This window comes from Chromobacterium piscinae, assembly GCF_021129175.1.
GTDB lineage: Bacteria > Pseudomonadota > Gammaproteobacteria > Burkholderiales > Chromobacteriaceae > Chromobacterium > Chromobacterium piscinae.
This window is the reverse complement of record NZ_JAJOHV010000019.1, coordinates 60,530-86,621: the sequence shown is the minus strand read 5'-3', so window position 1 is coordinate 86,621 and position 26,092 is coordinate 60,530. Positions and strand designations below refer to the sequence as shown.

The following is a 26,092-nucleotide window of genomic DNA, read 5'->3' as shown; positions in this document are numbered from 1 at the left end:
ATGGGTTGTTAATCGGCGTGCGGCGGTTCAGGGAAAGTCAGGTTTTCGATATGGCTTTCAATGTTACCTATAGGCGATATGGCGGGAACTGCATGGGAGGTCAAGCCCTGCTTGGATTAGTGTTTGATTGGCATTGATGACATGGGAAAATAAATAATTAACGCATTGTCAAAATGAATATTTTGTTTGACTTCGGCGGCCATTGTTGAGCACCATATATTTGAAATGTATATATTTTTATAAAATAAAATTATATGGAAGGGAAATCAATGTCGTCCATGCAGTTGGATATCGGCGATCTAATCAACCGCCGGTGCTTTTCCGCGCGACAATGGCGCATCTTGATCCCCTGTTTTCTGATTATGTTGTGCGATGGCTTCGATATCGCGGCTATCGGTTACATCGCTCCCGCCATGAGCCGCGACTGGGGCGTGACTCTACTGAAGCCCCATTTGAACCTGCCGCTGTTCTCCGCCTTGCTGTCACTAGCGCTGCTGATCGCCTCAGCGCTGTGCTTCAAGCGGCGCGTCGTAGCCATGGGAAGGAGGGCGTCGGCATGAGCGAGAAGACCATAGCCGGGGTGCTGGAGGCGGTGCGCCGCCAGGTTCTGCCTGCCGATGACCGTGAATATTGCGTCGCCCTGCACGACTATGTGCGAGACCAGGTGCGCTTCGGTTTCACTATTGGTTTTGAGAGCGTGACGCCTGAACAGACGCTGGCGATGAGACGGGGGCATTGCAATGCTCAGGCCGATCTGTTGTGCGCGTTATTGCGCGGCGCCGGTTTCGAGGCTGGCTTGCGCTTTATTTCTTTGGACAAGCGCACTCTGCGCCACGCGGTGCCCGCGCCGGTGCTGTTCTGCCTGCCTCCGAGCTTGTTCCACGCAGTTACCCAAGTGAGACTGGGCGGCCAGAAGTTCAATATAGACAGCTATATTTTCGACCGTTCTGGTTTCCGCCAGCAGCGGGCGCGTTTGCGCGCGGCAGGGCTGGAGCGCGGCTTAGGCCTGGGGCAGGGCGCGGTCTGCGACTGGAGCGGCCGCGGCGACGCGTTTTCCCAGGCGGAGCCCAGGGATATTCTGCCCGACAACCTTCAGTTTCCTACGCTGGCCGAGGCCGTAGCCAGCCGGGCAGGCAACAATACCCTGCTGGGCATCCATTTCAACCAGTGGTTGGCTTGCGTGCCGACGCCGCTGCGCCGCGCCAGCGAGCGCTATCTGAATAGCCGCCTGGGACCCGCGATGGCTTAGCGGTTTTTTCCGGGCGGCAGTATTTTGTGCGGCCCACGCTGTTCGCCGCCAACTGCATCTATCGCAGGTGCCGCAATCGGCATTACGGCCGCAGCCATTGCATGCCGGGTGGCGATGGAGGCATGCTGGCTGAGGTATGGGAGGCGCTGTCGTAACGCAGCTCTTGGCGAAATGCTGAAGGCATGGCAATCTGCGGCCGCGTGCAGTCAGCCAAATCCATTTGGATGCCGGTTCAGAGCACGCGGGTCATCAGATAGTAGATGACGTATAGCCAACTCAAAAAGCCGTGGATGATCGCCCACAGAATGGAATGGTTGGCAGACCACGACAGGGCTACTGCGATCAGCGTGCCCAGGGAGAACCCGGCTCCGGCATGTCGGGTGTTCATGATGTTTGGCTCCGGCGAGGTTTGGACAAATCCAGTGTATGGCGATCCGCCGCGCAGCGGCATCATTTACTTCTGCATGGCTGGCGAATATTCCCACCCTTGTTGCATGTCGCCGCCGCGCAAGCCGCGCGCGGGGCGCGGCTATTTTAAAATCAGGTGATAGATGGGCATCAAACGACTCAATCATGCCGTGCTTTACGTCAACGATGTGGCGGACAGCGCGGCTTTCTACCGCGATGTGCTGGGCTTCCGTCCCAAGGGCGGAGTCTCCTCCGGCAGCGCGGTGTTCACGCAGGCCGCGCATTCGGACAACGACCATGATCTGGCGCTGTTTCAGCTCAATCTGGGCCAGCAGCGTTCCGGCCCGTTCAGCCCCAGCGGCGAGACGCCGGCTCCCCATCAGCCCAAGGCCGGCCTGTACCACCTGGCCTGGGAGGTGGACACCATCCAGGAGCTGAGGCGGATACGCGACCATCTGGCCGAGATCGGCAAGTTGGGCATGGAAGAAGACCACGGTGTTCATAAGAGCGTATACGGCCATGACCCGGACGGCTTGTTGTTCGAGGTGTGCTGGTTTGTGCCGGAGGCGGCACTGGACGCGCGCGACCGCGAGCCCGGCGACGGCCGGCTGGACTGGGCGCGCGAGCTGGCCCGCGGCGCTTAGCGCCTCTAAGCAAACTCTTGATCCTGGGTTGCGTCGATTTGCCGCACTGCTTGACTGCTTGCACTGTCCGAGTTGACGCAGCCTTGCTGCAGATGTTCCACGAGGTTTTGTCAGCGGCGCTTAGCCGTTATCCGGCAGATAGGCCGCGCGCAGCCGCGGCAATTGCCGCCACAGGCATTCGGTTTGCCGCGGGTGGCGGTGGGCGTAGCCGCGGCTGAACACCCAGTAATAGGTTTTGCTGAGCAGGGGCGGCGACAGCCGGCGGATCTTGAGTTCGGGATGATGGCGCAGGTAGAGGTCGCCGGCTTGCCGATGAACCGCGTAGGCCTGGATGCGGCCTGCTTGCAGCTTGGCGAAGTTGTCGCCGATGGCGTTGCCGTTTTCCACCCGCAGGCCGAGCTCCCGCAGATCCCGTTCTATGGACCAGCCGCGATTGATGCCGACCGGTCCTTCCAGTCCGCGCAGCCGGGCGCCGTTCCAGCTCAGGTCGCTGTCGTCGCGGATATAGAAGGCATAGTCGAAGGTGGCCATCCGGCGGCTGGGGTCCGCCTGGCCGTTGCGCATCGGATAGGCCATCAGGCCGCGGCGCGGAGGTTGGTAGGACAGCAGCAGCGCGCCGTCCAGCCTATCCAGGCCCAGGTTTTGCACTAGGCGCTTGCCGGGCTGCCGCAGAAAGCGCGCGTCCAGCCCGCAGCGGCGCAGCGCGCTCCGCGCTAGGTCGATGGCCCGGCCGCGGGGCGGGCTGTCGGCCGCCGGGTCTTCGATCATATAGGGACTGGTCAGCGCGTCGCTGATGCCGACGCGCAGCGGCTCCGCGGCGGACAGCGACAGGGGGCACAGACATGCCAGCGCGATGGGCAGACGGGACATCGGATATTCGAACTGGGAATAGGTCTGCCTATTTTATCAAAATTAATTGAAAATAAACCGATTGTTTTATCGTTATTTGATTAACAATCGACTGTGCTAGCCGCCGCGCTCCAATCCCAGCTCCTGAATCTTGCGGGTCAGCGTGTTGCGCCCCCAGCCCAACAGGTGGGCGGCTTCCACCCGGCGGCCGCCGGTATGGCCGAGGCTGGCGCGGATGCAGGTGGTTTCGAAGCGGCGGGTCAGCTCGTCGACGATGCCGACATCTCCGGCGCGCAGCCGGCGGCGGATTTCCTCCTCCAGCATCCGGTTCCAGTCTCCATCGGGGCATGCGGCGGCCTCGGCTTGCGGCTCGCGCAGTTCCGGCGGCAAGTCGGCCACTTCGACGGCCTGGCCCGGCGCCATCACGCAAATCCACTGGCACAGGTTTTCCAGCTCGCGCACGTTGCCGGTGAAGGCGCTGCGCTGGATCAGCGCCATCGCCGCCTCGGACAGGCGCTTGGACTCCACGCCCAGCTGCGCGGCGCTCTTGGCCAGGAAGTGGCGGGCCAGCAGCGGGATGTCCTCGCGCCGTTCGCGCAGCGGCGGCAGCCGCAGCCGGATCACGTTGAGGCGGTGGTACAGGTCTTCGCGGAACTGGCCGTCGCGCACCCGCTGTTCCAGGTTCTGGTGGGTGGCGGCGATCACCCGCACATTGGCCTTGATCGGCGTGTGGCCGCCGACGCGGTAGAAGTGGCCGTCGGACAGCACCCGCAGCAGCCGGGTCTGCAGCTCGGTCGGCATGTCGCCGATCTCATCCAGGAACAGCGTGCCGCCCTCGGCTTCCTCGAAGCGGCCGCGACGCGTGGCCAGCGCGCCGGTGAAGGCGCCTTTCTCGTGGCCGAACAGCTCCGACTCCAGCAGGTCCTTCGGTATCGCCGCGGTGTTGAGCGCGATGAAGGGCTTGCCGGCGCGCACCGAATGTCGGTGCAGCGCCTCGGCCACCCGCTCCTTGCCGGTGCCGGATTCGCCGGTGATCAGCACGGTGACGTTGGACTGGGCCAGCCGGCCGATGGCGCGGAACACGTCCTGCATCGCCGGCGCCTGGCCCAGCAGCACCGGCATCGCTTCCGGACTATCCGCGCCGGCGTCCTGCGCCTCGCTCTCGGCCAGCGCGCGCTCGATCAGCAGCACCGCCTGGTCGATGTCGAATGGTTTGGGCAGGTATTCGAAGGCGCCGCCCTGGAAGGCCGACACCGCGGAGTCCAGGTCGGAGTGGGCGGTCATGATGATCACCGGCAACTGCGGATGCTCGGTCTTGACCTTGGCCAGGAATTTCAGGCCGTCCGTGCCCGGCATGCGGATATCGGAAATGATGGCCTGCGGCTTGTCGTCGTACAGCGCGTTGAGCGCGTCGTCGGCGCTGGCGAAGCTGTCGAAGGCGATGCCGGCGCGGGTCAGCGCCTTCTCCAGCACCCAGCGTATCGCCTTGTCGTCGTCTATGATCCAGACCGGCTTGGCCATGGCGTTTCTCCTCGTGTTCTTTTGTCGTTATCCGGCTTCGCCGCCGAAGGGCAGCAGCACGGTGAAGCAGGTCTGGCCCGGCCGCGAGTCGAACTCTATGCTGCCGCCGTGCTGGTGGACGAAGGCCTGGGCCAGTGTCAGCCCCAGGCCGGTGCCTTCGGCGCGGCCGGTGACCAGAGGGTAGAAAATGTGGTCGCGGATGTCGTCGGGAATGCCGGGACCGTCGTCGACGATCTGCAATTTCAGTGCCAGCTGGTGGCGTTTGCGCGCCAGCGTGATCTGCCGCGCCACCCGGGTGCGCAGCGTGATGCGTCCCTGGCCGCGCAGCGCTTGCACCGCGTTGTTGACGATGTTGAGCACCACCTGGATCAGCTGTTCCTTGTCGGCGGACAGCAGCGGCAGGCTGGTGTCGTAGTCGCGGACCACGGCTAGGCCTTGCGGATGCTGGGCCAGCGCGATGCTGCGCACCCGCTCCAGCACCTCGTGGATGTTGATCGGTCCGCGGTTGTGGCTGCGGTGCGGCGCCAGCAGCCGGTCCACCAGCGTCTGCAGCCGCAGCGCCTCCTCGGTGATCACCTCGGTGTATTCCTTCAGCTCCGGCCGGTCGGCCAGCTCGTGCTCCAGCAACTGCGCCGCGCCGCGGATGCCGCCCAGCGGGTTCTTGATTTCGTGCGCCAAGTTGCGGATCAGCTCGCGATTGGCCTGGTGCTGCATCAGCGAGCGCTCTTCGTTGGCGATCTTCAGCTGCTGGTCCAGCGGCCTGAGTTCGATTAGTGCCTGGCAGCCTTCGACGTCTATCGGCGTGATCGACAGCATCACGTGCAGCGCCGAGTCGTTGTGCAGCGGCTTCAGCTCCAGATCGTGCTCGATGTAGCTGGCGCCCTGGGCGAGCGCGGTGGCGAGCGCCTGATTCAGCGCCGGGCAGGGCTGGAACAGGTCGGGCAGCGCGTGGCGCAGCAGTTCCCGGCTGCCCAGCGCCAGCAGGTTCTCGCAGGCGGGATTGACGAAGCGCAGCGCGGCGTCCGCGTCGCAGATCAGCACCGGGGTGTCCAGGAGCTCCAGTCCGGCAAAGCTGGGTATCGTCATGGGATGGCTTGGATGGTGGTGTCGCGCTGAACGCAGCAATAAGCGCGCCAGCCCGTAGGACCGCGCCGCGGGGCGCGGACGCGCGTCCTGGCGCAAGTGTGCACCATAATGGTGCGAATGGCTATGGCAGGCCCAGTTCCTTCTTCAGCGCCTGGACGTTCTTTTCGCGGTCGGTGACTTCGTTCTGCAGTTTCTGCACCCGGTCCAGATACTTCTGGTAGTTGCGGGCCTCGTCTCCCAGCCGCACCGCCTTGCCGTCGGCCAGCGCCTTCTTGGCGGCGTCCAGCGCCTTGGCTTCGTTGGACAGCTCCTGCTCCAGTATCTTCTTGCGGCCGCCGTCGCGCTGCTTCTGGGTATCGGCGTCGACATTGGGATAGCCGCCGGACGCGGCCGGCTTGCCGGCGGAGGCGCCGTTGTTCTTGGCGCGCTGGCTGGGATAGGAAGACAGCGGATTCAGCTTGATCGGCTGCGCGCCGCGGATCGGCACATTGGTGTAGGTGACGTTGCCTTGCGGGTCGACGTACTTGTAGATGGTGGCCGCCTGGGCCGCCCCGCAGGCCAGCAGCAGGCAGAGTGCGAATGTCTTCATCGTCCGGATACAGGGTGTGGATCGCCCTTGCATGATAAGCAAATCGGGCCGCCGCGTCATTTATGCGAAAGCAAGAAAAACGGCAGCCTGGGCTGCCGTTCCGATTGACGTGTTTTCTGCTTACAGCGAGTAGTACATCGCGAATTCCACCGGGTGGGTGGTCATGCGGGCCAGGTTGACTTCCTGCATCTTCAGTTCGATGTAGGCGTCGATCCACTCGTTGGAGAACACGCCGCCGCGGGTCAGGAACTCGCGGTCCTTGTCCAGCGCGGCCAGCGCTTCGTCCAGGCTGGCGCACACGGTCGGGATCAGCTTGTCTTCTTCCGGCGGCAGGTCGTACAGGTTCTTGTCCGCGGCGTCGCCCGGGTGGATCTTGTTCTGGATGCCGTCCAGGCCGGCCATCAGCAGCGCGGAGAAGCACAGGTACGGGTTGGCCAGCGGATCCGGGAAGCGCGCTTCGATGCGGCGGCCCTTGGGGCTGGCCACGTGCGGGATGCGGATCGAGGCGGAGCGGTTCTTGGCGGAGTAAGCCAGCTTCACCGGCGCTTCGTAGTGCGGCACCAGGCGCTTGTAGGAGTTGGTGCCCGGGTTGGTGATCGCGTTCAGCGCCTTGGCGTGCTTGATGATGCCGCCGATGTAGTACAGCGCGGTGTCGGACAGGCCGGCGTAGCCTTCGCCCGCGAACAGATTCTTGCCGTCTTTCCAGATGGACTGGTGGACGTGCATGCCGGAGCCGTTGTCGCCGACGATGGGCTTGGGCATGAAGGTGGCGGTTTTGCCGTAGCTATGGGCGACGTTGTGCACCACGTACTTCAGGATCTGGGTCCAGTCGGCGCGCTGGGTCAGCGTGCTGAACTTGGTGCCGATCTCGTTCTGGCCGGCGGTGGCCACTTCGTGGTGGTGCACTTCAACCGGCACGCCCAGCTCTTCCAGCAGCAGCACCATCGCGGAGCGGATGTCCTGCGAGGAGTCCACCGGCGGCACCGGGAAGTAGCCGCCCTTGATGCCCGGACGGTGGCCCATGTTGCCGCCTTCGAATTCCTCGGCAGAGGCCCAGGCCGCTTCTTCGGCCTTGATCTTGACGAAGCAGCCGGACATGTCGGCGCCCCAGGTGATGCTGTCGAAGATGAAGAATTCCGGCTCCGGGCCGAAGTAGGCGGTGTCGCCGTGGCCGGATGCCTTCAGGTAGGCTTCGGCGCGCTTGGCGATGGAGCGCGGGTCGCGGTCGTAGCCCTTGCCGTCGGCCGGATCGATCACGTCGCAGTGCATGAATACGGTCGGCTCGTCGAAGAACGGGTCGAGGCGGGCAGTGGCCGGGTCGGCCATCAGCAGCATGTCGGAAGCCTGGATGCCTTTCCAGCCGGCGATGGAGGAGCCGTCGAAGGCGTGGCCGCGCTCGAACCACTCGTCGGCGTCTTCCAGCAGCACATGCGCCGGGATGGAGACGTGCTGTTCTTTGCCGCGGGTGTCGGTAAAGCGCAGATCGACAAATTTGACGTCGTTTTCTTGGATCAGTTTGACTACGTCGGCTACTGCCATGTTTTATCTCCTGGAAGGCAACGGGCACCCAAGGGCAAGTGCGTGAAAATTTTGGTACGTCCCGGTAAGCAGGAAGCGTGCCAGCCTCTGAAACGCTGCTGCTGCATTGTGTCATAGCCGCTTTGGCTTATCCAGCCGGCTGGAATGACTAGACTTGAACCAATCTGGTGCCTCGTCCCAGGCGGCGCACCGATATGGTGCAATTTGCCAGCCATGCCGGGTGGGTCGATAATCGCCAACATAAGCCCGAAGTGTTGCAGGAGGAAAACAGATGAGCAGAATGAAACTGATTCTGGAGGCCGCGCACCAGCGCGCCGAACAGTTGGGCCTGTCCTACAGTGGAGCCGTGCTGCCCGACGAGGCCTATGAATTGATGCAAGGCCTGCCCAAGGCGGTGCTGCTGGACGTGCGCAGCCATGCGGAGTGGCAATTCGTCGGCACCGTGCCGGGCGCGGTGAACATCGAATGGCGCAGCTATCCCGGCATGGAGCCGAATCCCAATTTTCTGGCCCAGTTGACCCACCAGGTCGACCCGGAGGCGGTGCTGCTGGTGATCTGCCGCTCCGGCGCCCGTTCCGACCAGGTGGCGCGGCTGGCGGCGGACAACGGCTACAGCGAGGTGTACAACGTGCTGGAAGGCTTCGAGGGCGACCGCGACGGCGACGGCCACCGCAACTCGGTCGGGGGCTGGCGCTGGCGCGGCCTGCCTTGGGTGCAGGGCTGAGCGCAGTCCTTGTCCGAGGCGGTTGAAGTTTGCGGCGTTAAGCGGCAAAGTGTGGGGTGAACCCGCAGCTTCGATCTGTCGACAACGCCACGACGCGCCGTACGGCGTATTCCTGATGGGCGCACCCCGGTTTCAGGGCGCGCCGGGAGGCTTTGTCGGCGGTTCCTTGGCCGCACAAAACATATCGCATTTTGGAAAGCCGGACATGACCGACCGTTACGCCGTAATCGGCAACCCGATCTCCCATAGCCAGTCGCCGTTCATCCACGAGGAGTTCGCCCGGGCAACCGGAGAGGACATCAGCTATGAGCGCCTGTTCGCCGACATCGGCCGCTTCAACGAGGTGGTGGGCGAATTCGTGGCCAAGGGCGGCAAGGGGCTGAACATCACGCTGCCGTTCAAGGGCGACGCCTTCCGCTACGCGTCCGAGCTGACCGAACGCGCGCGCGCGGCCGAGGCGGTGAATACGCTGGCCTTCCGCGACGGCAAGGTGTACGGCGACAACACCGACGGCGTCGGCCTGGTGCGCGACATCGTGGAAAACCTGGATTACCCGATCGCCGGACGGCGCGTGCTGATCCTGGGCGCCGGCGGCGCGGTGCGCGGCGTGCTGGAGCCGATTCTGGAGCAGAAGCCTGCCAGCCTGACCATCGTCAACCGCACCGTGATCAAGGCCGAGGCGCTGGCCCATCACTTCGCCCGCTACGGCAAGGTGGAGGCGGTCGGCTACGCGGCGCTGGAAGGCCGCAGCTTCGACATCATCATCAACGCCACGTCCACCAGCCTGAACAACGAGATGCCGCCGCTGCCGCACGGCGTGTTCACCTCGCGCACGCTGGCCTACGACATGGTCTACAGCGCCGGCCTGACGCCGTTCCTGCAGCGCGCCCAAGGCGAAAACGCCGGCATGCTGGCCGACGGCCTGGGCATGCTGGTGGAGCAGGCGGCCGAGTCGTTCTCCATCTGGCGCGGCGTGCAGCCGGAGACGCGCAAGGTGACCAATATGCTGAGGGAAGTGCTGGCCTGAGCATGACGCGCATCCTGTTGAAGATCCTGGCGGCCCTGGTGGCCGCCTTTCTGCTGTATAACCTGTGGGTGCTAGGCCATATCGTCTACTGGCGCGACCATAATCCCGGCGCCAGTTCCTTCATGAACGAGCAGCTGGCCAGGCTGCAGCAGGACGACCCCGAGGCCGAGCTGCGCCACAAGTGGGTGCCGTACGACAAGATATCGCCCAATCTGAAACGGGCGCTGATCGCCTCCGAGGACGCCAAGTTCGTCGATCATGAAGGCTTCGACTGGGACGGCATCGAGGCGGCGTTCGAGAAGAACCTGCAGAAGGGCAAGATCGTCGCCGGCGGCTCCACCATTAGCCAGCAGCTGGCCAAAAACCTGTTCCTGTCCAGCGGCAAGACGCCGTGGCGCAAGCTGGAGGAGGCGCTGATCACGGTGATGCTGGAGTCGGTGCTGGACAAGCGCCGCATCTACGAGATCTATCTGAACGTGATCGAGTGGGGCAACGGCGTGTTCGGCGCCGAGGCCGCCTCGCGCTACTACTTCCGCACCGGCGCCTCGCGCCTGTCGTCGTCCCAGGCCGCCAAGCTGGCCGCGATGGTGCCCAATCCGCGCTATTACGACGAGCACCGCGGCGCGCCCGGCTTGGCGCGCAAGACCCGCATCATCCAGCGCCGGATGGGCTACGTCGAGCTGCCCTGATCCCGCTGTTCCGGCCCGCCGCCTTGTCCGCGGGGGCGGGTGGAAGCCGCTTGTGACGATATGTTACAATCGCGACTTTCTTTTCGCGCGCCGCGGGCACGCCGCGGCCAACGCAATGGACTTACCCAGTTATCCCTTAATCGAATCCCGTATCACTCTATAAAATCCCGCCTCACACCGTCGGCCCCCTTCGCGCGCCCAGTGGGCGGAAGGAGACGTGCATGACGGTTGCCTACAAGCAACAATCCGCCGATCGTCTGCAGGAAAGCCTGGGCCTGGTGCAGCGCCTGATCGAGCGCCAGCGCCAGCTTGAACATCTTGCTACGCGTCAGGACGCGGCCGAAGCCGCCGCCGATCCGCAGGCGTCGCGACACAATCTGCTGGAACTGGGACAGAAACTGTCCCAACTGCACCCGGCCGACATCGCCCACGTGCTGGAGGCGTTGCCGCTGGAAGACCGGCTGCTGGCCTGGGACCTGACCGATCCCTCGCGCGACGGCGCGGTGCTGCTGGAAGTGTCCGACGCGGTGCGCGAGTCGCTGATCGAGGTGATGGAGCCCGACGAGCTGGTGGCGGCGCTGGGCGAACTGGACGCCGACGAACTGGCCGAGCTGGCGCCGGACCTGCCGCGCCAGGTGGTGTACGAGGCGATGGGCCGGCTGGACGAGGAAGAGCGCGGCCAATTGCAGGCGGTGCTGTCCTACGACGATGACCGCGTCGGCGCTCTGATGGATTTCGAGCTGGTGAAAATCCGCGCCGACGTCAGCTGCGAAGTAGTGCTGCGCTACCTGCGCCGTTTCGACGATCTGCCCGGCCAGACCGACAAGATCTTCGTCACCGACGACGCCGGCCTGCTCAAGGGCGTGCTGTCAGTGCGCAAGCTGCTGGTGTCTGATCCGGACACGCTGGTGGCGGAGGCGATGGCCACAGAGGTAGTCAGCTTTCATCCGGACGAGCCGGCGGTGGACGCCGCCCAGGCCTTCGAGCGCTATGACCTGGTCAGCGCGCCGGTGGTCGACGAGCGCGGCGCGCTGCTGGGCCGGCTGACCGTGGACGCGATGGTGGACGTGATCCGCGAGGAGTCCGACAGCGAAATGCTGAACCTGGCAGGCCTGAAGGAAGAGGAAGACTTGTTCGCGCCGGTGATGGATTCGGTGAGGAACCGCTGGTCCTGGCTGGCGATCAACCTCTGCACCGCCTTCTTCGCCTCCCGCGTGATCGGCGCCTTCGAACATTCCATCGCTCAGTTGGTGGCGCTGGCGGCCTTGATGCCGATCGTCGCCGGCATAGGCGGCAATTCCGGCAACCAGACCATCACCATGATCGTGCGCGCGCTGGCCATGGGCCAGATGCAGGTCGGCCAGGCCGGCCGCCTGTGGCGCAAGGAGCTGGGCGTCAGCGTGATCAACGGCATGGCCTGGGGCAGCGTCATCGGCGCGGTGGCCTGGTTGCTGTACGGCAGCATGTCGCTGGGCCTGGTGATGCTGGCGGCGATGACGCTGAACCTGATGCTGGCCGCCACTATGGGAGTGATGATCCCGACGCTGATGCAGAAGCTGGGCAAGGACCCGGCGCTGGGCTCCAGCGTATTGATCACCGCCTGCACCGATTCCGGCGGCTTTCTGATTTTCCTGGGGCTGGCCACCCTGTTCCTGCTGTAATAGAACCATGCCGACCATAGAACAGGCGCTGCGGCGCCACCCCCTGCCCAGGCTGGAGTCCCGGATGCTGCTGACGCACGCCTGGCCCGGCCTGACCCACGCCGCCATCATCGGCCATCCCGAGCGCGAGCTGCCGGACGGGGCCGCGACTGCCTTCGACGCGCTGGCCGCGCGCCGCCTGGCCGGCGAGCCGATGGCCTATCTGCTCGGTGCGCGCGAATTCTACGGCCGCGATTTCCAGGTCCGTCCGGGAGTGCTGATTCCGCGGCCTGAGACTGAGCATCTGATCGAGCAGGCGCTGTTCCGCATCGACCGGACCGCGCCGGCGCGAGTGGTGGACCTGGGCACCGGCAGCGGCATCATCGCCGTCACGCTGGCGCTGGAAGCGCCGGACTGGGTTGTGGGCGCGGTGGATGTCTCCGCCGACGCGCTGGCCGTCGCGCGCGGGAATGCCGACGCGCTGGCCGCCCGGGTCGATTTCCGGCTGGGCAGCTGGTTCGATCCGCTGGATGCCGGCGCTCGCTTCGATTTGATCGTGTCCAACCCGCCGTATATCGAGCGCGACGACCATCATCTGGCCGAAGGCGACCTGCGTTTCGAACCGCGCGGCGCGCTGACCGACGAAGCCGACGGCCTGGCCTGCCTGCGCGAGATCGCCGCCGGCGCGCCGGCCAGACTGGCCGGCGGCGGCTGGCTGATGGTCGAGCACGGCTACGACCAGGGCGAGGCAGCGAGGGCGCTGTTTTCCGCCGCCGGCTTGAGCCAGGTGGAAACCATACGCGACCTGGCCGGCCAGGACCGCATCACCGTCGGGCGCAAGGCGGATTGAGCGATGGCCGGGCTTCGTCGATTCTGGCCGGCCGTTCTGCTGGCGGTATTGAGCGCGGCGCTGGCGGGCTGGCCGCAGGCCAACCGCCAGTTGTTTTTGTTCTTGCATCCGCTGCTGCATCATCTGCCGGCGCCGCTGTGGCGCTTTTTCAGCGTGTTCGGCGATTGGCCGACCGCATTGGCGCTGATGCTGGCCATGTGCTGGCGCGAGCCGCGGCGTTTGCCGGCGCTGATCGCCGGCGGCGCCGCAGCCATCGCGCTGGCGGTGCTGTTGAAAGCGGGCTTCGCCGTGCCCAGGCCGCCGCAGGTGTTGCCGCGAGGCATGGTGGATTTGCTTGACCGCTTGCCTGGCAACGGCTCTTTCCCGTCCGGGCACGCGATGGCTTCGGCCGCGCTGGCCACTTTCGCCTGGCGCGGCATAGGCTGGGGCAGGGCGGCGGCCTGGCTGCCGCTGGCTGGGCTGGTGATGTTGTCCAGGATCGCCATCGGCGTGCACTGGCCGCTGGATCTGACGGTGGGCGCGCTGCTGGGCTGGGGAGCGATGAGGCTGGCGCTGCGTTTCGCCTGGCCGGATGGCTGGCCGCGCGACATCGCCCGCACGGCCGAGTTGATTCTGCTGGTGTGGCTGGCCGGCGCCCTGGCCTGGCTGCTGGGACACCGCGGCGTGTTCGCCGAATATTGGCTGCGCGCGGCGATCGCGGGCGGGGTGCTTGTGGTCGGGTTCTGGCGCTTTGCCCGGCGCGGGCACTGAGGGCAAATAAAAAGCGGCCCGGAGGCCGCTTTTTCAGGCAGGGCGATGGATCGCCGCTTGCCGATCAGTGGTGGTGGCCGTGTTCGCCGTGGGCGTGGCCGTGGCTGATCTCGTCGGCGCTGGCGGCGCGCACTTCGACCACCTTGGCGGAGAAGCGGATGCTCTGGCCGGCCAGCGGGTGGTTGGCGTCGACGACGGCTTTGCCATCGGCGATGTCGGTGACGCGGAACAGCAGCAGTTCGCCGGTTTCCGGATCGTCAGCTTCGAATACCATGCCGACTTCGACGTCGGCCGGGAACACTTCCAGATCTTCCACGCGGATCAGCTCTTCTTCCGGGTCGCCGAACGCGTCGTCAGAGGTCAGCTTCACATCGACGGATTCGCCGACGTTTTTGCCTTCCAGCGCCTCTTCCACCAGCGGGAAGATGCCATCGTAGCCGCCGTGCAGGTAGCTGATCGGCTCTTCGGTCTTGTCGAGCAGGTTATTGTCGACGTCGAACATCTCGTAGTGGATCGTGACGATGGTGTTTTTGGCGATTTGCATGAGTTGAATATCCGTGATGGATGGTAAAAAAACTTGACAGGGACGGTCCCGAGGGTGTTCCTTCCACCGCAAGATAGGACGTTCGCGCGTCCGCTGGCGTATTGTAAACCATAGACGGGCGGCTGAGCCCGTAAAAGCTGATGAATACCACAAACTTGCTGGGCGGCATGTCGCCCGAACAATTCCTCGCCGAATACTGGCACAAGAAACCGCTGTTGATCCGCGGCGCGCTGACCGACGTCGGCCCGTACGTCGACTTTTCCGTCTTGTCCGAACTGGCGCAACGGGACGACGCCGAGTCCCGGCTGATCGAATACAAGAAAGACAAATGGCACCTTGAGCGTGGCCCGTTCCGCGCCTCGCGCTTCCGCCGGCTGGCCGACACCGACTGGACGCTGCTGGTCCAGGGCGTCAACCATCACTTGCCGCATATCGACGACATCCTGTGGCGCTTCAACTTCATTCCTTATGCCAGGCTGGATGATCTGATGATCAGCTATGCTCCGCCTGGCGGCACGGTAGGCCCGCATTTCGACGCCTACGACGTGTTCCTGCTGCAGGTGGGTGGCAAGAAGCGCTGGCAGATTTCCTCTCAGCACGACGACGACTTCATCGAGGACGCGCCGATCCGGGTGCTGAAGGACTTCCGCACGGAGCAGGAGTTCGTGCTGGAGCACGGGGACATGCTGTACCTGCCGCCGCACTGCGCGCACTACGGCGTGGCGCTGGAACCGGGCATGACCTACTCGATCGGTTTCCGCGCGCCGCCGGCGCAGGAGCTGGCGACGCAGTTTCTGGTTTATCTGCAGGACCGCGTTTGCCTGGACGGCGTCTACGCCGATCCGGACCTGACGCTGCAGGCCGATCCGGCGAGGATAGGCGACGAGATGATAGGGCAGGTGGCCGGCCTGTTGTCGCAGATCCGCTGGGACAAGGACACGGTTTGCGATTTTCTCGGCCACTATCTGACCGAGCCCAAGGCGCATGTGTTCTATGACGCGCCGGAAGACGAGTTGGACGAAGACGCGTTCGCCGAGGCATTGGCCGAGCGGGGGCTGGAGCTGGACCGCAAGAGCCAAATCCTGTTCTGCGATGCCTGCGTCTACTGCAACGGCGAGAAAGTGGACGTTTCCGATGGTGATTTTGCCGATTGGCAACACTTCGGCAATCGCCGGAGGCTGAAAGCGGGACTCTATTCCGCCGATATGATGGACGCGCTATACGATGGCTATCTGTCAGGTTATTGGCATCTTTCGGCAAATGTAGCAGAATAACAACAGTTTTCTTGCTTGTATCGTTCGAGCAACGCGATGGAAGGCTGAATCCAGGGGGTAAACGCCCGTTTTAATGCTTGGGCCGACACATGTCAGTCTGTGCTTGGCATTGTTGTTTTTTTAGATTTTTGCCCTCTATACAGCCATTTTTTTCGTGATACAATTTGCTCACTGATGGATTTTCAGTCGCCCGGCTTATTGTCGAGACCGTGCGATAACTGACGTCTTGTTCAACTTATCCTCAAAGGTAAAGAAAAAATGAAACAGTCGCTCCTCGTTGCTGCCCTGCTGGCCGTAGCCCTGTCCGCTTGCGGTAAAAAAGAAGCTCCGGCTGAAGCCTCCGCTCCGGCAGTTGAAGCGTCCGCTCCGGCCGCTTCCGCTCCGGCTGCTGAAGCTTCCGCTCCGGCCGCTTCCGCTCCGGCTGCTGACGCTTCCGCTCCGGCTGCTTCCGCTGCCAAGTAATTAGCGGCGAGCAACACAAAAAAACCGGCTTCGGCCGGTTTTTTTGCGCCTGCTGTTTGACGCGGGATCGATGATTTGTAAAAGTTTGGTGGAAAAACCACAGTTATTGCTGTCGAATACAAAGCGTTACATATTGCTATCGATAATCAGCAGCGCTATTTCATCTAGCTGCCTCTGGTGATCGGACGGCAATTAAATGAATCCCGCATAAGAAACAGCCCGCTTTCGCGGGCTGTTGTTTTTTGGTCCAAGGCTTGTTGCGTTATTGCAGCTCGGTCTGCAGTTTGCCGAGCGCCGCTTTGACGAAGTCGTCGGACAGCGGCTTGCCCTGCTTGTCCTGGATCTGCAGGGTGGTGGTGGCGCCCTGTTCGACCAGCTTGATCCGGTACTCGGGGGCGGTCGGTTTGACCGCCTGGCCGTCCTTGTTCTTCCAGAAGGCCAGATTGGACCAGAAGCCGCCAGATTCTTCCTTGTCGGTGTCGCCCTTGGCCGGCTTCACGTAGTACAGGCCCTGCGAGCGGTCGCGATCGGTGACGATCAGGCCGACGCGGTCCAGCGCCAGGCCGACGCGGCGCCAAGCGCGGTCGAAGCCGTCGGACAGCTGCAGCTGGCCGTCGACGATCGGATCCTGCGGCTTGGCCGGTTTGGCCAGCGTCTGCTTGACCTGGTCGCGGGCCTTCTCTTCGTTCATGCCCAGCCGCATCATGAAGCGGCCCAGCAGCTCGGCTTCCAGATTGGGGTCGGTGGCGCGCGGCTGCCACACGGTATTGGTCTTGCTGTTGTCGGCGTAGACCTCTTCCATGCCGCGATGCGAGAAGTAGACTTCGGTGCCTTGCGGGGTGTTTTCCAGGCGGATGCGGAACTTGTCGCGCTCGCCGGTGGAGTACACGCTGCCGAGGCCGACGGTTTCCAGCAGCTTGCGCAGGCCGTCGTTAGGCAGTTTGGCGCGGTTTTCCGCCCAGTCGGTTTCCATGATGCCCAGGCTCGGGTCTTCGGTCTTGATCACGAAACCATTTTCCTGCCAGAACGCCTTCAGCACCGGCCACAGCTCGCCGGCCTTCTTGTTGCCCACCAGCAGCCAGCGTTGGGTGCCGGCGCGTTCCATCTTGATGTTGTCCAGCTGGTTGACGGCGACGGGCGAGCCTACCGTCGGCTCTGCGGCGTCGGCGCTGCTCGCGGTGGCGCCGCCAGGCAGGTTGTACTTGTTTTGGACTTGCGGCGCGGTCAGATCGGGCGGCACTTCCAGGCTGTTGGCGGTGGTTTTCGGAGCGTCGGACTTGAAGTCCAGAGGCTTGCTCAGCGGTTGCTGGGTGCTGCAGGCGGCCAGAACGCCGCTTGCCAGCAGAATCGCGACGGACGCGCTTCGTTTCATGCTTACTCCCATCTTTCGGGGGTGAATCAAATGACTTCGGCTTGTTTCAGCGCCGCGTCCACCAGAGGTTGGGCGGCGGCGCTCAGCGGGGTCAGTGGCAGGCGGATGCCGGCGGGGATGCGTCGCATCCGCTCCAGCGCCCACTTTGCCGGGATCGGGTTGGGCTCCACGAACAGCTGCTTGTGCAGGCCTTGCAGCTTGTCGTTGATGGCGCGGGCCTTGCGGGCGTCGCCGGAGGTGGCGGCTTGGCAAAGCTCGCTCATTTGTTTGGGCGCGATATTGGCGGTGACCGAGATCACGCCGTGGCCGCCGCACAGCATGAAGGCCATGCCGGTGGCGTCGTCGCCGGAATACAGCGCGAAGCCTTCCGGCGCGCGCAGCGCCAGGTCGCAGGCGCGGCCGATGTCGCCGGTGGCGTCCTTCAGGCCGACGATGTTCGGATGGGCGGCTAGGCGCAGCGCGGTGTCGTTGCTCATGTCGGCGACGGTGCGGCCGGGAACATTATAAAGGATGACCGGCAGCGGGCTTTGGTCGGCGATGGCCTTGAAGTGCTGGTAGATGCCTTCCTGGGTGGGCTTGTTGTAGTAGGGCACCACCGACAGCACCATGTCGGCGCCGACATCGGCCGACAGCTTGCCCAGCTCGATCGCCTCGCTGGTGGCGTTGCCGCCGGCGCCTGCGATCACTTTGACCCGGCCCTTGGCGTACTCGACTACCGCTTTCACCACGGCGATGTGCTCTTCCACCGACAGGGTGGCCGATTCGCCGGTGGTGCCGACGGCGACGATGCCGGCGGTGCCGTTTTCGATGTGGAACTCAACCAATCGTTGCAACGCCGCAAAATCCACCGCCCCATCGTTCGACATCGGTGTTACGAGCGCTACCAAGCTGCCGGTAAGCATAGTTTTGCCTATCTGGAATAAGGATTTACAAGGTTTACGATTGTATCGGAATTCGTCTGGCTGGCAAAAGTTCGTGAGGCGCGGCCGCGCGAGGCTTCGGGGAACGGTCCCCGTTGTGATAGAATCCTACGTTTTTCCGATACTTAGAACTTGTTTGAGATCTTGCCCGGCGTCCGTTTGATGGCTGCGCCGCGGCGTCAGTCCCCGCCGGGGGCGTTTGGCGAAGCCATGCGCCGGCGAAAACAGGCCGGGAGACGCTCGCGAAAAGATCGCAAACAGGTTCACGGCCCTGGCTGAAGGATCCTCAAGCGTGATTACCACAAGCAACATTACCATGCAGTTTGGCGTGAAACCTCTGTTCGAGAAGGTTACCGTCAAATTCGGCGAAGGCAACCGTTACGGCCTGATCGGCGCCAACGGTTCCGGCAAGTCCACTTTCATGAAAATCCTGGGTGGCGACCTGGAGCAGACCGCGGGCGAAGTCGCCATCGAGAACGGTCTGCGCCTGGGCAAGTTGCGCCAGGACCAGTTCGGCTACGAAGACCAGCGCGTGATCGATGTGGTGATGATGGGCCACACCGAGATGTGGGCGGCGATGAGCGAACGCGACGCCATCTACGCCAACCTCGAAGCCACTGAAGAAGACTACATGCACGCGGCCGAGCTGGAGGCCAAGTTCGCCGAGTACGACGGCTACACCGCCGAGGCGCGTGCCGGCGAGCTGCTGATGGGCGTGGGCATTCCGGTCGACCAGCACTTCGGCCCGATGAGCGAAGTGGCCCCGGGTTGGAAGCTGCGGGTGTTGCTGGCGCAGGCGCTGTTCTCCAATCCGGACATCCTGTTGCTGGACGAGCCGACCAACAACCTGGACATCAACACCATCCGCTGGCTGGAGCATGTGCTGAACGAGCGCAACTCCACCATGATCATCATCTCGCACGACCGCCACTTCCTGAACTCGGTCTGCACCCACATGGCGGACTTGGACTACAATACCATCCGCATCTACCCGGGCAACTACGACGACTACATGATCGCGTCGGCCCAGGCCCGCGAGCGCCAGCTGTCGTCCAACAGCAAGGCCAAGGAGCGCATCCAGGAACTGCAGGAGTTCGTGGCCCGCTTCTCCGCCAATAAGTCCAAGGCCCGCCAGGCCACCTCGCGCCTGAAGCAGGTGGACAAGCTGAAGTCCGAGATGGTGGAGGTGAAGCCGTCCAGCCGCCAGAACCCGTTCATCCGCTTTGAGATGGACGACAAGTTCAAGCTCCACCGCCAGGCGGTGGAGGTGGAAAACCTCAACAAGGCCTACGACAGCAAGGTGCTGTTCAAGGATCTGAACCTGATCCTGGAAGCCGGCGCGCGCCTAGCCATCATCGGCCCCAACGGCGCGGGGAAAACCTCGCTGGTCAAGCTGCTGGCCGGCGCGTTCGAGCAAGCCTACGCCGAAGGCCTGACTGCCGATTACGGCAACATCAAGTGGGCGGAAAAGGCACAGATCGGCTATTTCGCGCAGGATCACGAGGCTGACTTCGACAGCGACTGGACCCTGAGCGAGTGGATGCGCCAGTGGGGCCAGGAGGGCGACGACGAGCAGGCGATCCGCGCCACGCTGGGCCGTTTGCTGTTTGGCGGCGACGAGGTGGGCAAGGCGGTGCGCGTGCTCTCCGGCGGCGAGAAGGGCCGCATGCTGTACGGCAAGCTGATCCTGCAGAAGCCGAACGTGATGATCATGGACGAGCCGACCAACCACATGGACATGGAATCGATCGAATCCCTGAACATGGCGCTGGAAAAGTACAAGGGCACCCTGATCTTCGTATCGCACGACCGCCAGTTCGTCAGCTCTCTGGCCACCCACGTGCTGGAGTTGGACGGCAAGGGCGGCTACGACTACTACACCGGCAACTACGAAGATTACCTGGCCAGCAAGGGTCTGGAGTAATCAGAAGTCATACGGATACGGTCTGTCACAGGCCGTAACTTTACCGACGGGAGGGCGTGCGCTATATTGCGGTGCACAAACTCCCGTTTTTCATATCCGCGATCCGCGGCGACAAAACAATAATCGGGGACCCGGCCGGGAAGGCCGATGATGGAGACATCCGGGCTCATCCGTCCTGGCGACCCGATGAGATCTGCAAGCCAGAGAGATAGAAGGAAATCACATGCGTTTGAAAGGGAAAGTATCCATCATCACCGGCTCGGCCAGCGGCATCGGCAAGGCGACGGCGGAGAAGTTCGTCAAGGAAGGCGCCATCGTCGCGGTGTGCGACCTGAATCCGGACGCGGTCAAGACCGTGGTCGATGAACTAAAGGCGCTGGGCGGCGAGGCCTACGGCTACAAGGTGGACGTCACCGACAAGGGCCAGATCGCCGAGATGGTCGCCGACCTGAAAAATCGTTGCGGCCGCATCGACGTGCTGGTCAACAATGCAGGCATCGTCCAGGACGCGCAACTGATCAAGATGAGCGAAGACCAGTTCGACAAGGTGATCGACATCAACCTGAAGGGCGTCTACAACTGTGCCCGCGCCGTGGTGGACACCATGGTGGAGCAGGGCGGCGGCGTGATCCTGAACGCGTCGTCGGTGGTCGGCGTTTACGGCAACTTCGGCCAGACCAACTACGCGGCGGCCAAGTTCGGCGTGATCGGCTTCGTCAAGACCTGGGCCAAGGAGCTGGGCAAGAAGGGCATCCGCGCCAACGCGGTGTGTCCGGGCTTCGTGGCCACGCCCATCCTGAAGGCGATGCCGGAAAAAGTGCTGCAGGCGATGGAAGACAAGGTGCCGATGCGCCGCATGGCCGATCCGGCCGAGATCGCCAACGTCTACGCTTTCCTTGCGTCCGACGAGGCCAGCTACATCAACGGCGCCGCGATCGAGGTGACCGGCGGTCTGACGCTGTAAGCGCTAGCCTGTCCTCCCAAAGAAAACGCCCCGGCAGGTTCGGGGCGTTTGTGCGTCGGCATGCGTCGGCGGGCGCTCATTCCTCGTCGTCGACGTCGTGAGCCAGCAGCGCCGAGTCCACCTCGCGCCGGTGCAGATGCGGCGCGAACAGCTCGATGAAGGTGTAGGCGAAGCCGCGCAGGTAGGCGTCCTTGCGGATGCCGATCTTGGTGGTGGACGGCTCGAACAGGTGGCCGGCGTCGATCGCGGTCAGGTTGTGGTCGCGCTCCGGCTCGAAGGCCATGCTGGCGATGATGCCGATGCCCAGGCCCAGCGAAACGTAGGTCTTGATCACGTCGGTGTCGATCGCGGTCAGCACCACGTTGGGCGTCAGGCCCTGCTCGGCGAACGATTTGTTGATCTTGGAGCGGCCGGCGAAGGCGAAATCGTAGGTGACTATCGGGTATTGGGCGATGTCGGCTAGGGTCACCTCGCGTTCCAGCACGGTGAGCGGATGGCCTTTCGGCACCACCAGCGAGCGGTTCCACTCGTAGCAGGGCAGCGTCGCCAGTTCCTTGTACAGCGCGATGCCCTCGGTGGCGATGGCGAGGTCGGCCTCGCCGGACACCACCATGTCGCAGATCTGCGTCGGGCTGCCCTGTTTCAGCGACAGCCGCACCTTGGGATAGCGGCGCACGAATTCGGCGATGGCCTGCGGCAGCGCGTAACGGGCCTGAGTGTGGGTGGTGGCGATGGTCAGCGCGCCTTCCGACTCGCGGGAGAACTCGTCGCCGACGCGCTTCAGGTTCTGCGCCTCGCGCAGGATGCGTTCCGAGATGCGCAGCACTTCCTTGCCCGGTTCGGACACCGAGACCACGCGCTTGCCGTTGCGGATGAACACCTGGATGCCCAGTTCGTCCTCCAGCAGGCGGATCTGCTTGGAAATGCCGGGCTGCGAGGTGTGCAGCTTCTCGGCGGCCTCGGAAACGTTGAGGCCCTGCTTGGCCACTTCGACCAGGTAGCGGAGTTGTTGTAGCTTCATCTTGGCGATCTATCCTCTATACAACCTGTAGTCATTAAATACTAACACAATATTCTTTTAGGTTTATAAGCGCTTTGGTTAGGATACGCTCGAACCATCCCCGGAGCGCTTAATGAGCCTGGAGTCCAAACTCGCCGCCACCACGGCCCTGCTGCAAACCGTTGCCGCCGAGCACCCCGACGCGGTGCTGGCCAACAGCTACGGCGCCGAAGACATGGTGCTGACCGACCTGATCGCCCGTCTCGATCTGCCGCTGGAAAGCTTCAGTCTGGATACCGGCCGCCTGCCGGCCGAAACCTACGACCTGATGCAGCGGGTGGCCGAGCGCTATCCAGGCCATCCGGTCAGGGTGTATTTCCCCGACACCGCCGCCACCGAGCAGTACGTCAACTTCCACGGCATCAACGGCTTCTACCAGAGCGTCGACCTGCGCAAGTCCTGTTGTCAGATCCGCAAGCTGGAGCCGCTGAAGCGCGCGCTAGCCGGCCGTTCGGCCTGGATCACCGGCCTGCGCCGCCAGCAGTCGCCTACCCGGCAAGACCTGGCCGACAGGGAGTACGACGCAGACAACGGCCTGGTGAAGTTCAGCCCCTTGCTGGAATGGACCGAAGCCGAGGTGTGGCAGTACCTGAAGGAAAATCAGGTGCCGTACAACGCGCTGCACGACCGGCACTATCCGTCGATAGGCTGCGCGCCCTGTACCCGCGCCATCAGCGCAGGCGAGGATGTGCGCGCCGGACGCTGGTGGTGGGAAAACCCGGAAACCAAGGAGTGCGGACTGCACGCGAAGTCCAGTCCGCTGCAACGCCCCGTTTGAACCGCCGGCTCGCAGTCGTCGGCATTCCCGCTGGAATCCAAACATGTATCGATACGATGAAGTAGACCATCGGCTGGTGCGAGAGCGCGTGGTGCAGTTCCGCGACCAGACCCGCCGCTTCCTGGCCGGCGAGCTGTCCGAGGACGAATTCCGGCCGTTGCGGCTGATGAACGGCCTCTACATCCAGCGCCACGCGCCCATGCTGCGCGTGGCGATTCCCTACGGCCACTTGCGCAGCGAGCAGCTGCGGAAGCTGGCCGACATTGCCCGCCGCTACGACAAGGGCTATGGCCATTTCACCACCCGGCAGAACATCCAGTTCAACTGGCCGGCGCTGGAGAGCGTGCCGGACATCCTGGAAGAGCTGTCCACGGTGGAAATGCACGCGATCCAGACCTCTGGTAACTGCGTGCGCAACACCACCACCGACGCTTTTGCCGGCGTGGCAGACGACGAGCTGTTCGATCCGCGCCCCTACTGCGAGATCATCCGGCAGTGGAGCACCATGCACCCGGAATTCACCTTCCTGCCGCGCAAGTTCAAGATCGCGGTGTCGGGCAGCGTGGAAGACCGCGCGGCGACCATGGTCCACGACATCGGCCTGCACGTCAGCCGCAACGAGGCCGGCGAGGCGGGGTTCAAGGTCATCGTCGGCGGCGGTTTGGGCCGTACGCCGATGGTAGGCGAAGTGATCCGCGAGTTCCTGCCGCGCCAGCATCTGCTGACCTATCTGGACGCGGTGCTGCGGGTGTACAACCGCTTCGGCCGCCGCGACAACAAGTACAAGGCGCGGATCAAGATTCTGGTCAAGGCGCTGACGCGGGAAGGCTTCGCCGCCAAGGTGGAGGACGAATGGCGCCACCTGAAGGATGGCCCGGCGACTCTCCGCGACGAGGATGTTGTCCATTACGCCAGCTTCTTCGGCGATCCGGCTTACAAGATGCTCGCCGACGACCCAGCCGAGCTGTCCGATCCGCTGGCCAAGGACAAGGCCTTCGCCCGCTGGTTCGAGCGCAATACCCGCGGCCACCGGCTGTCCGGCTACCGCTCGGTGGTCCTGTCGCTGAAGGAGACCGGCGCGCCGCCGGGGGATATCAGCGCCGAGCAGATGGAAGCCGCAGCCGATTGGGCCGACCGCTTCGGTTTCGGCGAGCTGCGCGTAGCCCACGAACAGAATCTGGTATTGCCGGACGTCGAGCAGAAGGATCTGTACACGCTATGGCTCGAGGCGCGGCAACTGCGCATGGCGACGCCGAATATCGGCCTGCTGACCGACATCATCAGTTGCCCGGGGGGCGACTTCTGCTCGCTGGCCAACGCGCGCTCCATCCCGGTGGCCAACGCGATCCAGAAGACTTTCGACGATCTGGATTATTTATATGATCTGGGCGACATCGCCTGTAACTTCTCCGGCTGCATGAATGCCTGCGGCCATCACCACATCGGCAATATCGGCATTCTCGGCGTCGATAAGAACGGCGAGGAGTGGTACCAGATCACGCTGGGTGGCAGCCAGGGCAGCGACACCGCCATCGGCAAGGTGATAGGCCCGTCTTTCGCCCAGGCCGACGTGCCGGTGGCTTTCTCCAAGATCATGCAGGTCTACATCGAGCGGCGGCAGAACGGCGAGCGCTTCATCGAAACCCTGCGCCGCCTCGGCGCCGAACCGTTCAAGGAGAGGGTGTATGCCCCAGTTCATTAAGGATGGCCGGCTGCAGGCCGATCACTGGCGGCTGCTGCGGCCGGACGAGAGCGGCAAGCTGCCGGACGCGGATCCCGCCGAGGACGTGATCGTGCCGCTGGCCAGCTGGCTGGCCGATGTCGACGGCTGGCGCGCGCGCGGCGGGAGCGTCGGCGTCTACCTGTCTCCGGACGACGATCCGGCGCAGCTGCAGCCCTATCTGGCCGAGCTGGCGCTGATCGCCGTGGATTTTCCCGCCTTCACCGATGGACGGGGCTACAGCCTCGCCAGGCTGTTGCGCGAGCGCTATGATTATGCCGGCGAGCTGAGGGCGGTGGGCGATGTCTGGGCGGATCTGATCCGGCCCTTGTGGCAAGTGGGTTTCGATGCCTTCGCGGTCAAGGACGGCAAGTCGCTGGATGATGGTGATTATTACAATACCTTCAGCGATAGCTATCAAGTGACTTATAGGCAGCCGTTGCCACTGTTTCGCCGACGCGTCACAAGACCGTAATGTGTCGCATGATCGATACAGCTTCGGGTATAATTTAGCGAAATGTGATGTATTTATACAACGCTGACGCGACAAAGCGCCCGACGCCGTGTTGACATGGTGTTGCAGCATTCCTATAGTGCGGGTTAACTGCATCAACACAGCATGTAGCCATCCCTGATGTTTGCAGTCAACTTAGTTCGCGTGGTCTTTGCGTCAGCCCGCATTGCTACCCATTTTATAGATTAAAGAGGGAATAACATGACTAAACAGCTGAAACTGAGCGCACTGGTTGCCGCCCTGTTGGTTTCTGCTAGCGCTTTTGCTGCCAAACCGGGTTATGCCGTTGACCAATCCACTGACGCAGTGACCCGCAATAGCTACGGCGAATGCTGGAAGACCACCTACTTCGACAAGGCCAAGGACGGTCTGGTTGAGTGTGGCGATCGCGAAGCCGCCAAGCCGGTTGTCGCCGCTCCGAAGCCGGCTCTGGTTTCCGTGAAGGAAAAAGTGACCTTGTCCGCCAAGGTTCTGTTCGACTTCAACAAGTCCGTTCTGCGCGCTGACGCCAAGAACGAACTGGACCCGCTGGTCGCCAAGCTGAAGGCTCACGCCGGCAAGGGTTACCTGAACGGTGTTGAAATCGACGGTTACACCGACTTCATGGGTTCCGACAAGCTGAACAACGCTCTGTCCCAGAACCGCGCCGACGCTGTTAAGAACTACTTCGTGAACGCTGGCGTTCCGGCCGAGAAGGTTGCCGCTGTTGGTAAGGGCAAGGCTGAAGCCAAGATGACCGAAGAGTGCAAGGCCAAGTTCCCGAAATACGTGAAGAACAAGAAGCAAAACGCCGAAATCAAGGCTTGCATCGAGTCTGATCGCCGCGTGGAAGTGACCATCGACGCTGTTAAAGAGTCCGTGGTAGAGAAGTCTGGCAACTAATTTTTGCCAAACGCCAAAAAGCCCCGCAACATGCGGGGCTTTTTGTTTGCCTTCCCTCCAGATCATGGCTGGACGCTATCGCTAGCCGGCGGCTACAATCGAAGGTTTCGGGA

26 protein-coding genes are annotated in these 26,092 nt (G+C 63.2%); 16 read left to right on the top strand and 10 right to left on the bottom strand.

The window, feature by feature from the left end; all coding sequences use genetic code 11:
- Nucleotides 1-269 precede the first annotated feature (269 nt).
- Together LQR33_RS06060 and LQR33_RS06055 are read left to right on the top strand one after the other, a co-directional pair.
- Nucleotides 270-560, top strand: coding sequence for a hypothetical protein (locus tag LQR33_RS06060; RefSeq protein ID WP_231177202.1), 291 nt, complete (start codon nt 270-272; stop codon nt 558-560).
- A complete protein-coding gene (locus LQR33_RS06055) occupies nt 557-1,249 on the top strand; it encodes a transglutaminase-like domain-containing protein (protein ID WP_166440125.1) in 693 nt (230 codons plus the stop codon). The genes LQR33_RS06060 and LQR33_RS06055 overlap by 4 nt, the downstream gene beginning before the upstream one ends.
- A gap of 232 nt (nt 1,250-1,481) precedes the next feature.
- Here LQR33_RS06055 and LQR33_RS06050 read toward each other — a convergent pair whose 3' ends face one another.
- Nucleotides 1,482-1,703 (bottom strand): hypothetical protein, encoded by a 222-nt coding sequence (locus LQR33_RS06050; protein WP_221664647.1) that lies wholly within the window; start codon nt 1,701-1,703, stop codon nt 1,482-1,484.
- Between the two features lie 97 nt (nt 1,704-1,800).
- On the opposite strand from LQR33_RS06050, the gene LQR33_RS06045 reads away from it, so the two are divergent.
- Complete coding sequence (locus LQR33_RS06045; RefSeq protein WP_221668165.1) at nt 1,801-2,301, top strand: VOC family protein; 501 nt, start codon at nt 1,801-1,803, stop codon at nt 2,299-2,301.
- 120 nt (nt 2,302-2,421) lie between these two features.
- On the opposite strand, the gene LQR33_RS06040 is transcribed toward LQR33_RS06045, so the two are convergent.
- From LQR33_RS06040 to glnA, 5 genes are all read right to left on the bottom strand, one after another.
- Nucleotides 2,422-3,171 (bottom strand): substrate-binding periplasmic protein, encoded by a 750-nt coding sequence (locus LQR33_RS06040; protein ID WP_231467957.1) that lies wholly within the window; start codon nt 3,169-3,171, stop codon nt 2,422-2,424.
- A 96-nt stretch (nt 3,172-3,267) separates the two neighbouring features.
- Nucleotides 3,268-4,671, bottom strand: coding sequence for a nitrogen regulation protein NR(I) (ntrC, locus tag LQR33_RS06035; protein WP_231467955.1), 1,404 nt, complete (start codon nt 4,669-4,671; stop codon nt 3,268-3,270).
- 27 nt (nt 4,672-4,698) lie between these two features.
- Nucleotides 4,699-5,757: a nitrogen regulation protein NR(II) gene (gene glnL, locus LQR33_RS06030; RefSeq protein WP_231177198.1), complete on the bottom strand. Its 1,059-nt coding sequence runs from the start codon at nt 5,755-5,757 to the stop codon at nt 4,699-4,701.
- 121 nt (nt 5,758-5,878) lie between these two features.
- Nucleotides 5,879-6,346 carry a DUF4124 domain-containing protein gene (locus tag LQR33_RS06025; protein ID WP_021479023.1) on the bottom strand — a complete coding sequence of 156 codons (468 nt, stop codon included), beginning with the start codon at nt 6,344-6,346 and terminating at the stop codon, nt 5,879-5,881.
- A 120-nt stretch (nt 6,347-6,466) separates the two neighbouring features.
- Nucleotides 6,467-7,885 (bottom strand): type I glutamate--ammonia ligase, encoded by a 1,419-nt coding sequence (glnA, locus tag LQR33_RS06020; protein ID WP_021479022.1) that lies wholly within the window; start codon nt 7,883-7,885, stop codon nt 6,467-6,469.
- A 271-nt stretch (nt 7,886-8,156) separates the two neighbouring features.
- On the opposite strand from glnA, the gene LQR33_RS06015 reads away from it, so the two are divergent.
- From LQR33_RS06015 to LQR33_RS05990, 6 genes are all read left to right on the top strand, one after another.
- On the top strand, nt 8,157-8,609 hold the full coding sequence (locus tag LQR33_RS06015; protein ID WP_166440120.1) for a rhodanese-like domain-containing protein: 453 nt from the start codon (nt 8,157-8,159) through the stop codon (nt 8,607-8,609).
- A gap of 205 nt (nt 8,610-8,814) precedes the next feature.
- Nucleotides 8,815-9,636 carry a shikimate dehydrogenase gene (gene aroE, locus LQR33_RS06010; RefSeq protein ID WP_021479020.1) on the top strand — a complete coding sequence of 274 codons (822 nt, stop codon included), beginning with the start codon at nt 8,815-8,817 and terminating at the stop codon, nt 9,634-9,636.
- A gap of 2 nt (nt 9,637-9,638) precedes the next feature.
- A complete protein-coding gene (mtgA, locus tag LQR33_RS06005) occupies nt 9,639-10,325 on the top strand; it encodes a monofunctional biosynthetic peptidoglycan transglycosylase (protein ID WP_231467952.1) in 687 nt (228 codons plus the stop codon).
- Between the two features lie 221 nt (nt 10,326-10,546).
- A complete protein-coding gene (gene mgtE, locus LQR33_RS06000; protein ID WP_231467950.1) occupies nt 10,547-11,986 on the top strand; it encodes a magnesium transporter in 1,440 nt (479 codons plus the stop codon).
- Nucleotides 11,987-11,993: 7 nt separating this feature from the next.
- Nucleotides 11,994-12,815: a peptide chain release factor N(5)-glutamine methyltransferase gene (prmC, locus tag LQR33_RS05995; protein ID WP_231467948.1), complete on the top strand. Its 822-nt coding sequence runs from the start codon at nt 11,994-11,996 to the stop codon at nt 12,813-12,815.
- A gap of 3 nt (nt 12,816-12,818) precedes the next feature.
- Nucleotides 12,819-13,565, top strand: a complete 747-nt coding sequence (locus LQR33_RS05990) for a phosphatase PAP2 family protein (RefSeq protein WP_231467946.1) — start codon at nt 12,819-12,821, stop codon at nt 13,563-13,565.
- A 64-nt stretch (nt 13,566-13,629) separates the two neighbouring features.
- On the opposite strand, the gene LQR33_RS05985 is transcribed toward LQR33_RS05990, so the two are convergent.
- Entirely contained in the window at nt 13,630-14,109 is a 480-nt protein-coding gene (locus LQR33_RS05985) for an FKBP-type peptidyl-prolyl cis-trans isomerase (protein WP_166440116.1), read from the bottom strand.
- 140 nt (nt 14,110-14,249) lie between these two features.
- On the opposite strand from LQR33_RS05985, the gene LQR33_RS05980 reads away from it, so the two are divergent.
- Nucleotides 14,250-15,383 carry a ribosomal protein uL16 3-hydroxylase gene (locus LQR33_RS05980; RefSeq protein WP_231467944.1) on the top strand — a complete coding sequence of 378 codons (1,134 nt, stop codon included), beginning with the start codon at nt 14,250-14,252 and terminating at the stop codon, nt 15,381-15,383.
- A 724-nt stretch (nt 15,384-16,107) separates the two neighbouring features.
- On the opposite strand, the gene bamC is transcribed toward LQR33_RS05980, so the two are convergent.
- Nucleotides 16,108-17,217 carry an outer membrane protein assembly factor BamC gene (gene bamC / locus LQR33_RS05975; protein WP_166440114.1) on the bottom strand — a complete coding sequence of 370 codons (1,110 nt, stop codon included), beginning with the start codon at nt 17,215-17,217 and terminating at the stop codon, nt 16,108-16,110.
- Between the two features lie 26 nt (nt 17,218-17,243).
- Nucleotides 17,244-18,119: a 4-hydroxy-tetrahydrodipicolinate synthase gene (gene dapA / locus LQR33_RS05970; protein ID WP_231467942.1), complete on the bottom strand. Its 876-nt coding sequence runs from the start codon at nt 18,117-18,119 to the stop codon at nt 17,244-17,246.
- Nucleotides 18,120-18,429: 310 nt separating this feature from the next.
- Between dapA and LQR33_RS05965 the strand changes: the two genes are divergently transcribed.
- A complete protein-coding gene (locus tag LQR33_RS05965; protein WP_231177187.1) occupies nt 18,430-20,061 on the top strand; it encodes an ABC-F family ATPase in 1,632 nt (543 codons plus the stop codon).
- A gap of 223 nt (nt 20,062-20,284) precedes the next feature.
- Nucleotides 20,285-21,025 carry a 3-oxoacyl-ACP reductase FabG gene (gene fabG, locus LQR33_RS05960; protein ID WP_011137123.1) on the top strand — a complete coding sequence of 247 codons (741 nt, stop codon included), beginning with the start codon at nt 20,285-20,287 and terminating at the stop codon, nt 21,023-21,025.
- Nucleotides 21,026-21,101: 76 nt separating this feature from the next.
- Here the strand turns inward: fabG and cysB are convergent, their stop codons facing one another.
- A complete protein-coding gene (gene cysB, locus LQR33_RS05955) occupies nt 21,102-22,046 on the bottom strand; it encodes an HTH-type transcriptional regulator CysB (RefSeq protein WP_231467940.1) in 945 nt (314 codons plus the stop codon).
- 112 nt (nt 22,047-22,158) lie between these two features.
- On the opposite strand from cysB, the gene LQR33_RS05950 reads away from it, so the two are divergent.
- From LQR33_RS05950 to LQR33_RS05935, 4 genes are all read left to right on the top strand, one after another.
- The gene (locus tag LQR33_RS05950) at nt 22,159-22,863 is read left to right on the top strand and encodes a phosphoadenylyl-sulfate reductase (RefSeq protein WP_021479009.1); all 705 of its coding nucleotides are present in this window, start codon (nt 22,159-22,161) and stop codon (nt 22,861-22,863) included.
- Between the two features lie 43 nt (nt 22,864-22,906).
- Nucleotides 22,907-24,565, top strand: coding sequence for a nitrite/sulfite reductase (locus LQR33_RS05945; protein WP_221664636.1), 1,659 nt, complete (start codon nt 22,907-22,909; stop codon nt 24,563-24,565).
- Nucleotides 24,549-25,058: a DUF934 domain-containing protein gene (locus LQR33_RS05940; RefSeq protein ID WP_021479007.1), complete on the top strand. Its 510-nt coding sequence runs from the start codon at nt 24,549-24,551 to the stop codon at nt 25,056-25,058. The genes LQR33_RS05945 and LQR33_RS05940 overlap by 17 nt, the downstream gene beginning before the upstream one ends.
- Before the next feature lie 240 nt (nt 25,059-25,298).
- Nucleotides 25,299-25,979 (top strand): OmpA family protein, encoded by a 681-nt coding sequence (locus LQR33_RS05935; RefSeq protein WP_021479006.1) that lies wholly within the window; start codon nt 25,299-25,301, stop codon nt 25,977-25,979.
- The last annotated feature ends 113 nt before the right edge of the window (nt 25,980-26,092 follow it).

Bases quoted from the DNA above. Each gene is read 5' to 3' on its own strand.
- LQR33_RS05980 (WP_231467944.1), top strand. From the start codon at position 14,250: ATGAATACCACAAACTTGCTGGGCGGCATGTCGCCCGAACAATTCCTC.
- fabG (WP_011137123.1), top strand. From the start codon at position 20,285: ATGCGTTTGAAAGGGAAAGTATCCATCATCACCGGCTCGGCCAGCGGC.
- LQR33_RS06050 (WP_221664647.1), bottom strand. From the start codon at position 1,703: ATGATGCCGCTGCGCGGCGGATCGCCATACACTGGATTTGTCCAAACC.
- bamC (WP_166440114.1), bottom strand. From the start codon at position 17,217: ATGAAACGAAGCGCGTCCGTCGCGATTCTGCTGGCAAGCGGCGTTCTG.
- LQR33_RS05935 (WP_021479006.1), top strand. From the start codon at position 25,299: ATGACTAAACAGCTGAAACTGAGCGCACTGGTTGCCGCCCTGTTGGTT.
- LQR33_RS05985 (WP_166440116.1), bottom strand. From the start codon at position 14,109: ATGCAAATCGCCAAAAACACCATCGTCACGATCCACTACGAGATGTTC.
- LQR33_RS05945 (WP_221664636.1), top strand. From the start codon at position 22,907: ATGTATCGATACGATGAAGTAGACCATCGGCTGGTGCGAGAGCGCGTG.
- ntrC (WP_231467955.1), bottom strand. From the start codon at position 4,671: ATGGCCAAGCCGGTCTGGATCATAGACGACGACAAGGCGATACGCTGG.
- glnL (WP_231177198.1), bottom strand. From the start codon at position 5,757: ATGACGATACCCAGCTTTGCCGGACTGGAGCTCCTGGACACCCCGGTG.
- LQR33_RS06040 (WP_231467957.1), bottom strand. From the start codon at position 3,171: ATGTCCCGTCTGCCCATCGCGCTGGCATGTCTGTGCCCCCTGTCGCTG.
- mgtE (WP_231467950.1), top strand. From the start codon at position 10,547: ATGACGGTTGCCTACAAGCAACAATCCGCCGATCGTCTGCAGGAAAGC.
- LQR33_RS06025 (WP_021479023.1), bottom strand. From the start codon at position 6,346: ATGAAGACATTCGCACTCTGCCTGCTGCTGGCCTGCGGGGCGGCCCAG.
- LQR33_RS06055 (WP_166440125.1), top strand. From the start codon at position 557: ATGAGCGAGAAGACCATAGCCGGGGTGCTGGAGGCGGTGCGCCGCCAG.
- cysB (WP_231467940.1), bottom strand. From the start codon at position 22,046: ATGAAGCTACAACAACTCCGCTACCTGGTCGAAGTGGCCAAGCAGGGC.
- dapA (WP_231467942.1), bottom strand. From the start codon at position 18,119: ATGCTTACCGGCAGCTTGGTAGCGCTCGTAACACCGATGTCGAACGAT.
- prmC (WP_231467948.1), top strand. From the start codon at position 11,994: ATGCCGACCATAGAACAGGCGCTGCGGCGCCACCCCCTGCCCAGGCTG.
- LQR33_RS06045 (WP_221668165.1), top strand. From the start codon at position 1,801: ATGGGCATCAAACGACTCAATCATGCCGTGCTTTACGTCAACGATGTG.
- aroE (WP_021479020.1), top strand. From the start codon at position 8,815: ATGACCGACCGTTACGCCGTAATCGGCAACCCGATCTCCCATAGCCAG.
- LQR33_RS05990 (WP_231467946.1), top strand. From the start codon at position 12,819: ATGGCCGGGCTTCGTCGATTCTGGCCGGCCGTTCTGCTGGCGGTATTG.
- glnA (WP_021479022.1), bottom strand. From the start codon at position 7,885: ATGGCAGTAGCCGACGTAGTCAAACTGATCCAAGAAAACGACGTCAAA.
- LQR33_RS05940 (WP_021479007.1), top strand. From the start codon at position 24,549: ATGCCCCAGTTCATTAAGGATGGCCGGCTGCAGGCCGATCACTGGCGG.
- mtgA (WP_231467952.1), top strand. From the start codon at position 9,639: ATGACGCGCATCCTGTTGAAGATCCTGGCGGCCCTGGTGGCCGCCTTT.
- LQR33_RS06060 (WP_231177202.1), top strand. From the start codon at position 270: ATGTCGTCCATGCAGTTGGATATCGGCGATCTAATCAACCGCCGGTGC.
- LQR33_RS05950 (WP_021479009.1), top strand. From the start codon at position 22,159: ATGAGCCTGGAGTCCAAACTCGCCGCCACCACGGCCCTGCTGCAAACC.
- LQR33_RS06015 (WP_166440120.1), top strand. From the start codon at position 8,157: ATGAGCAGAATGAAACTGATTCTGGAGGCCGCGCACCAGCGCGCCGAA.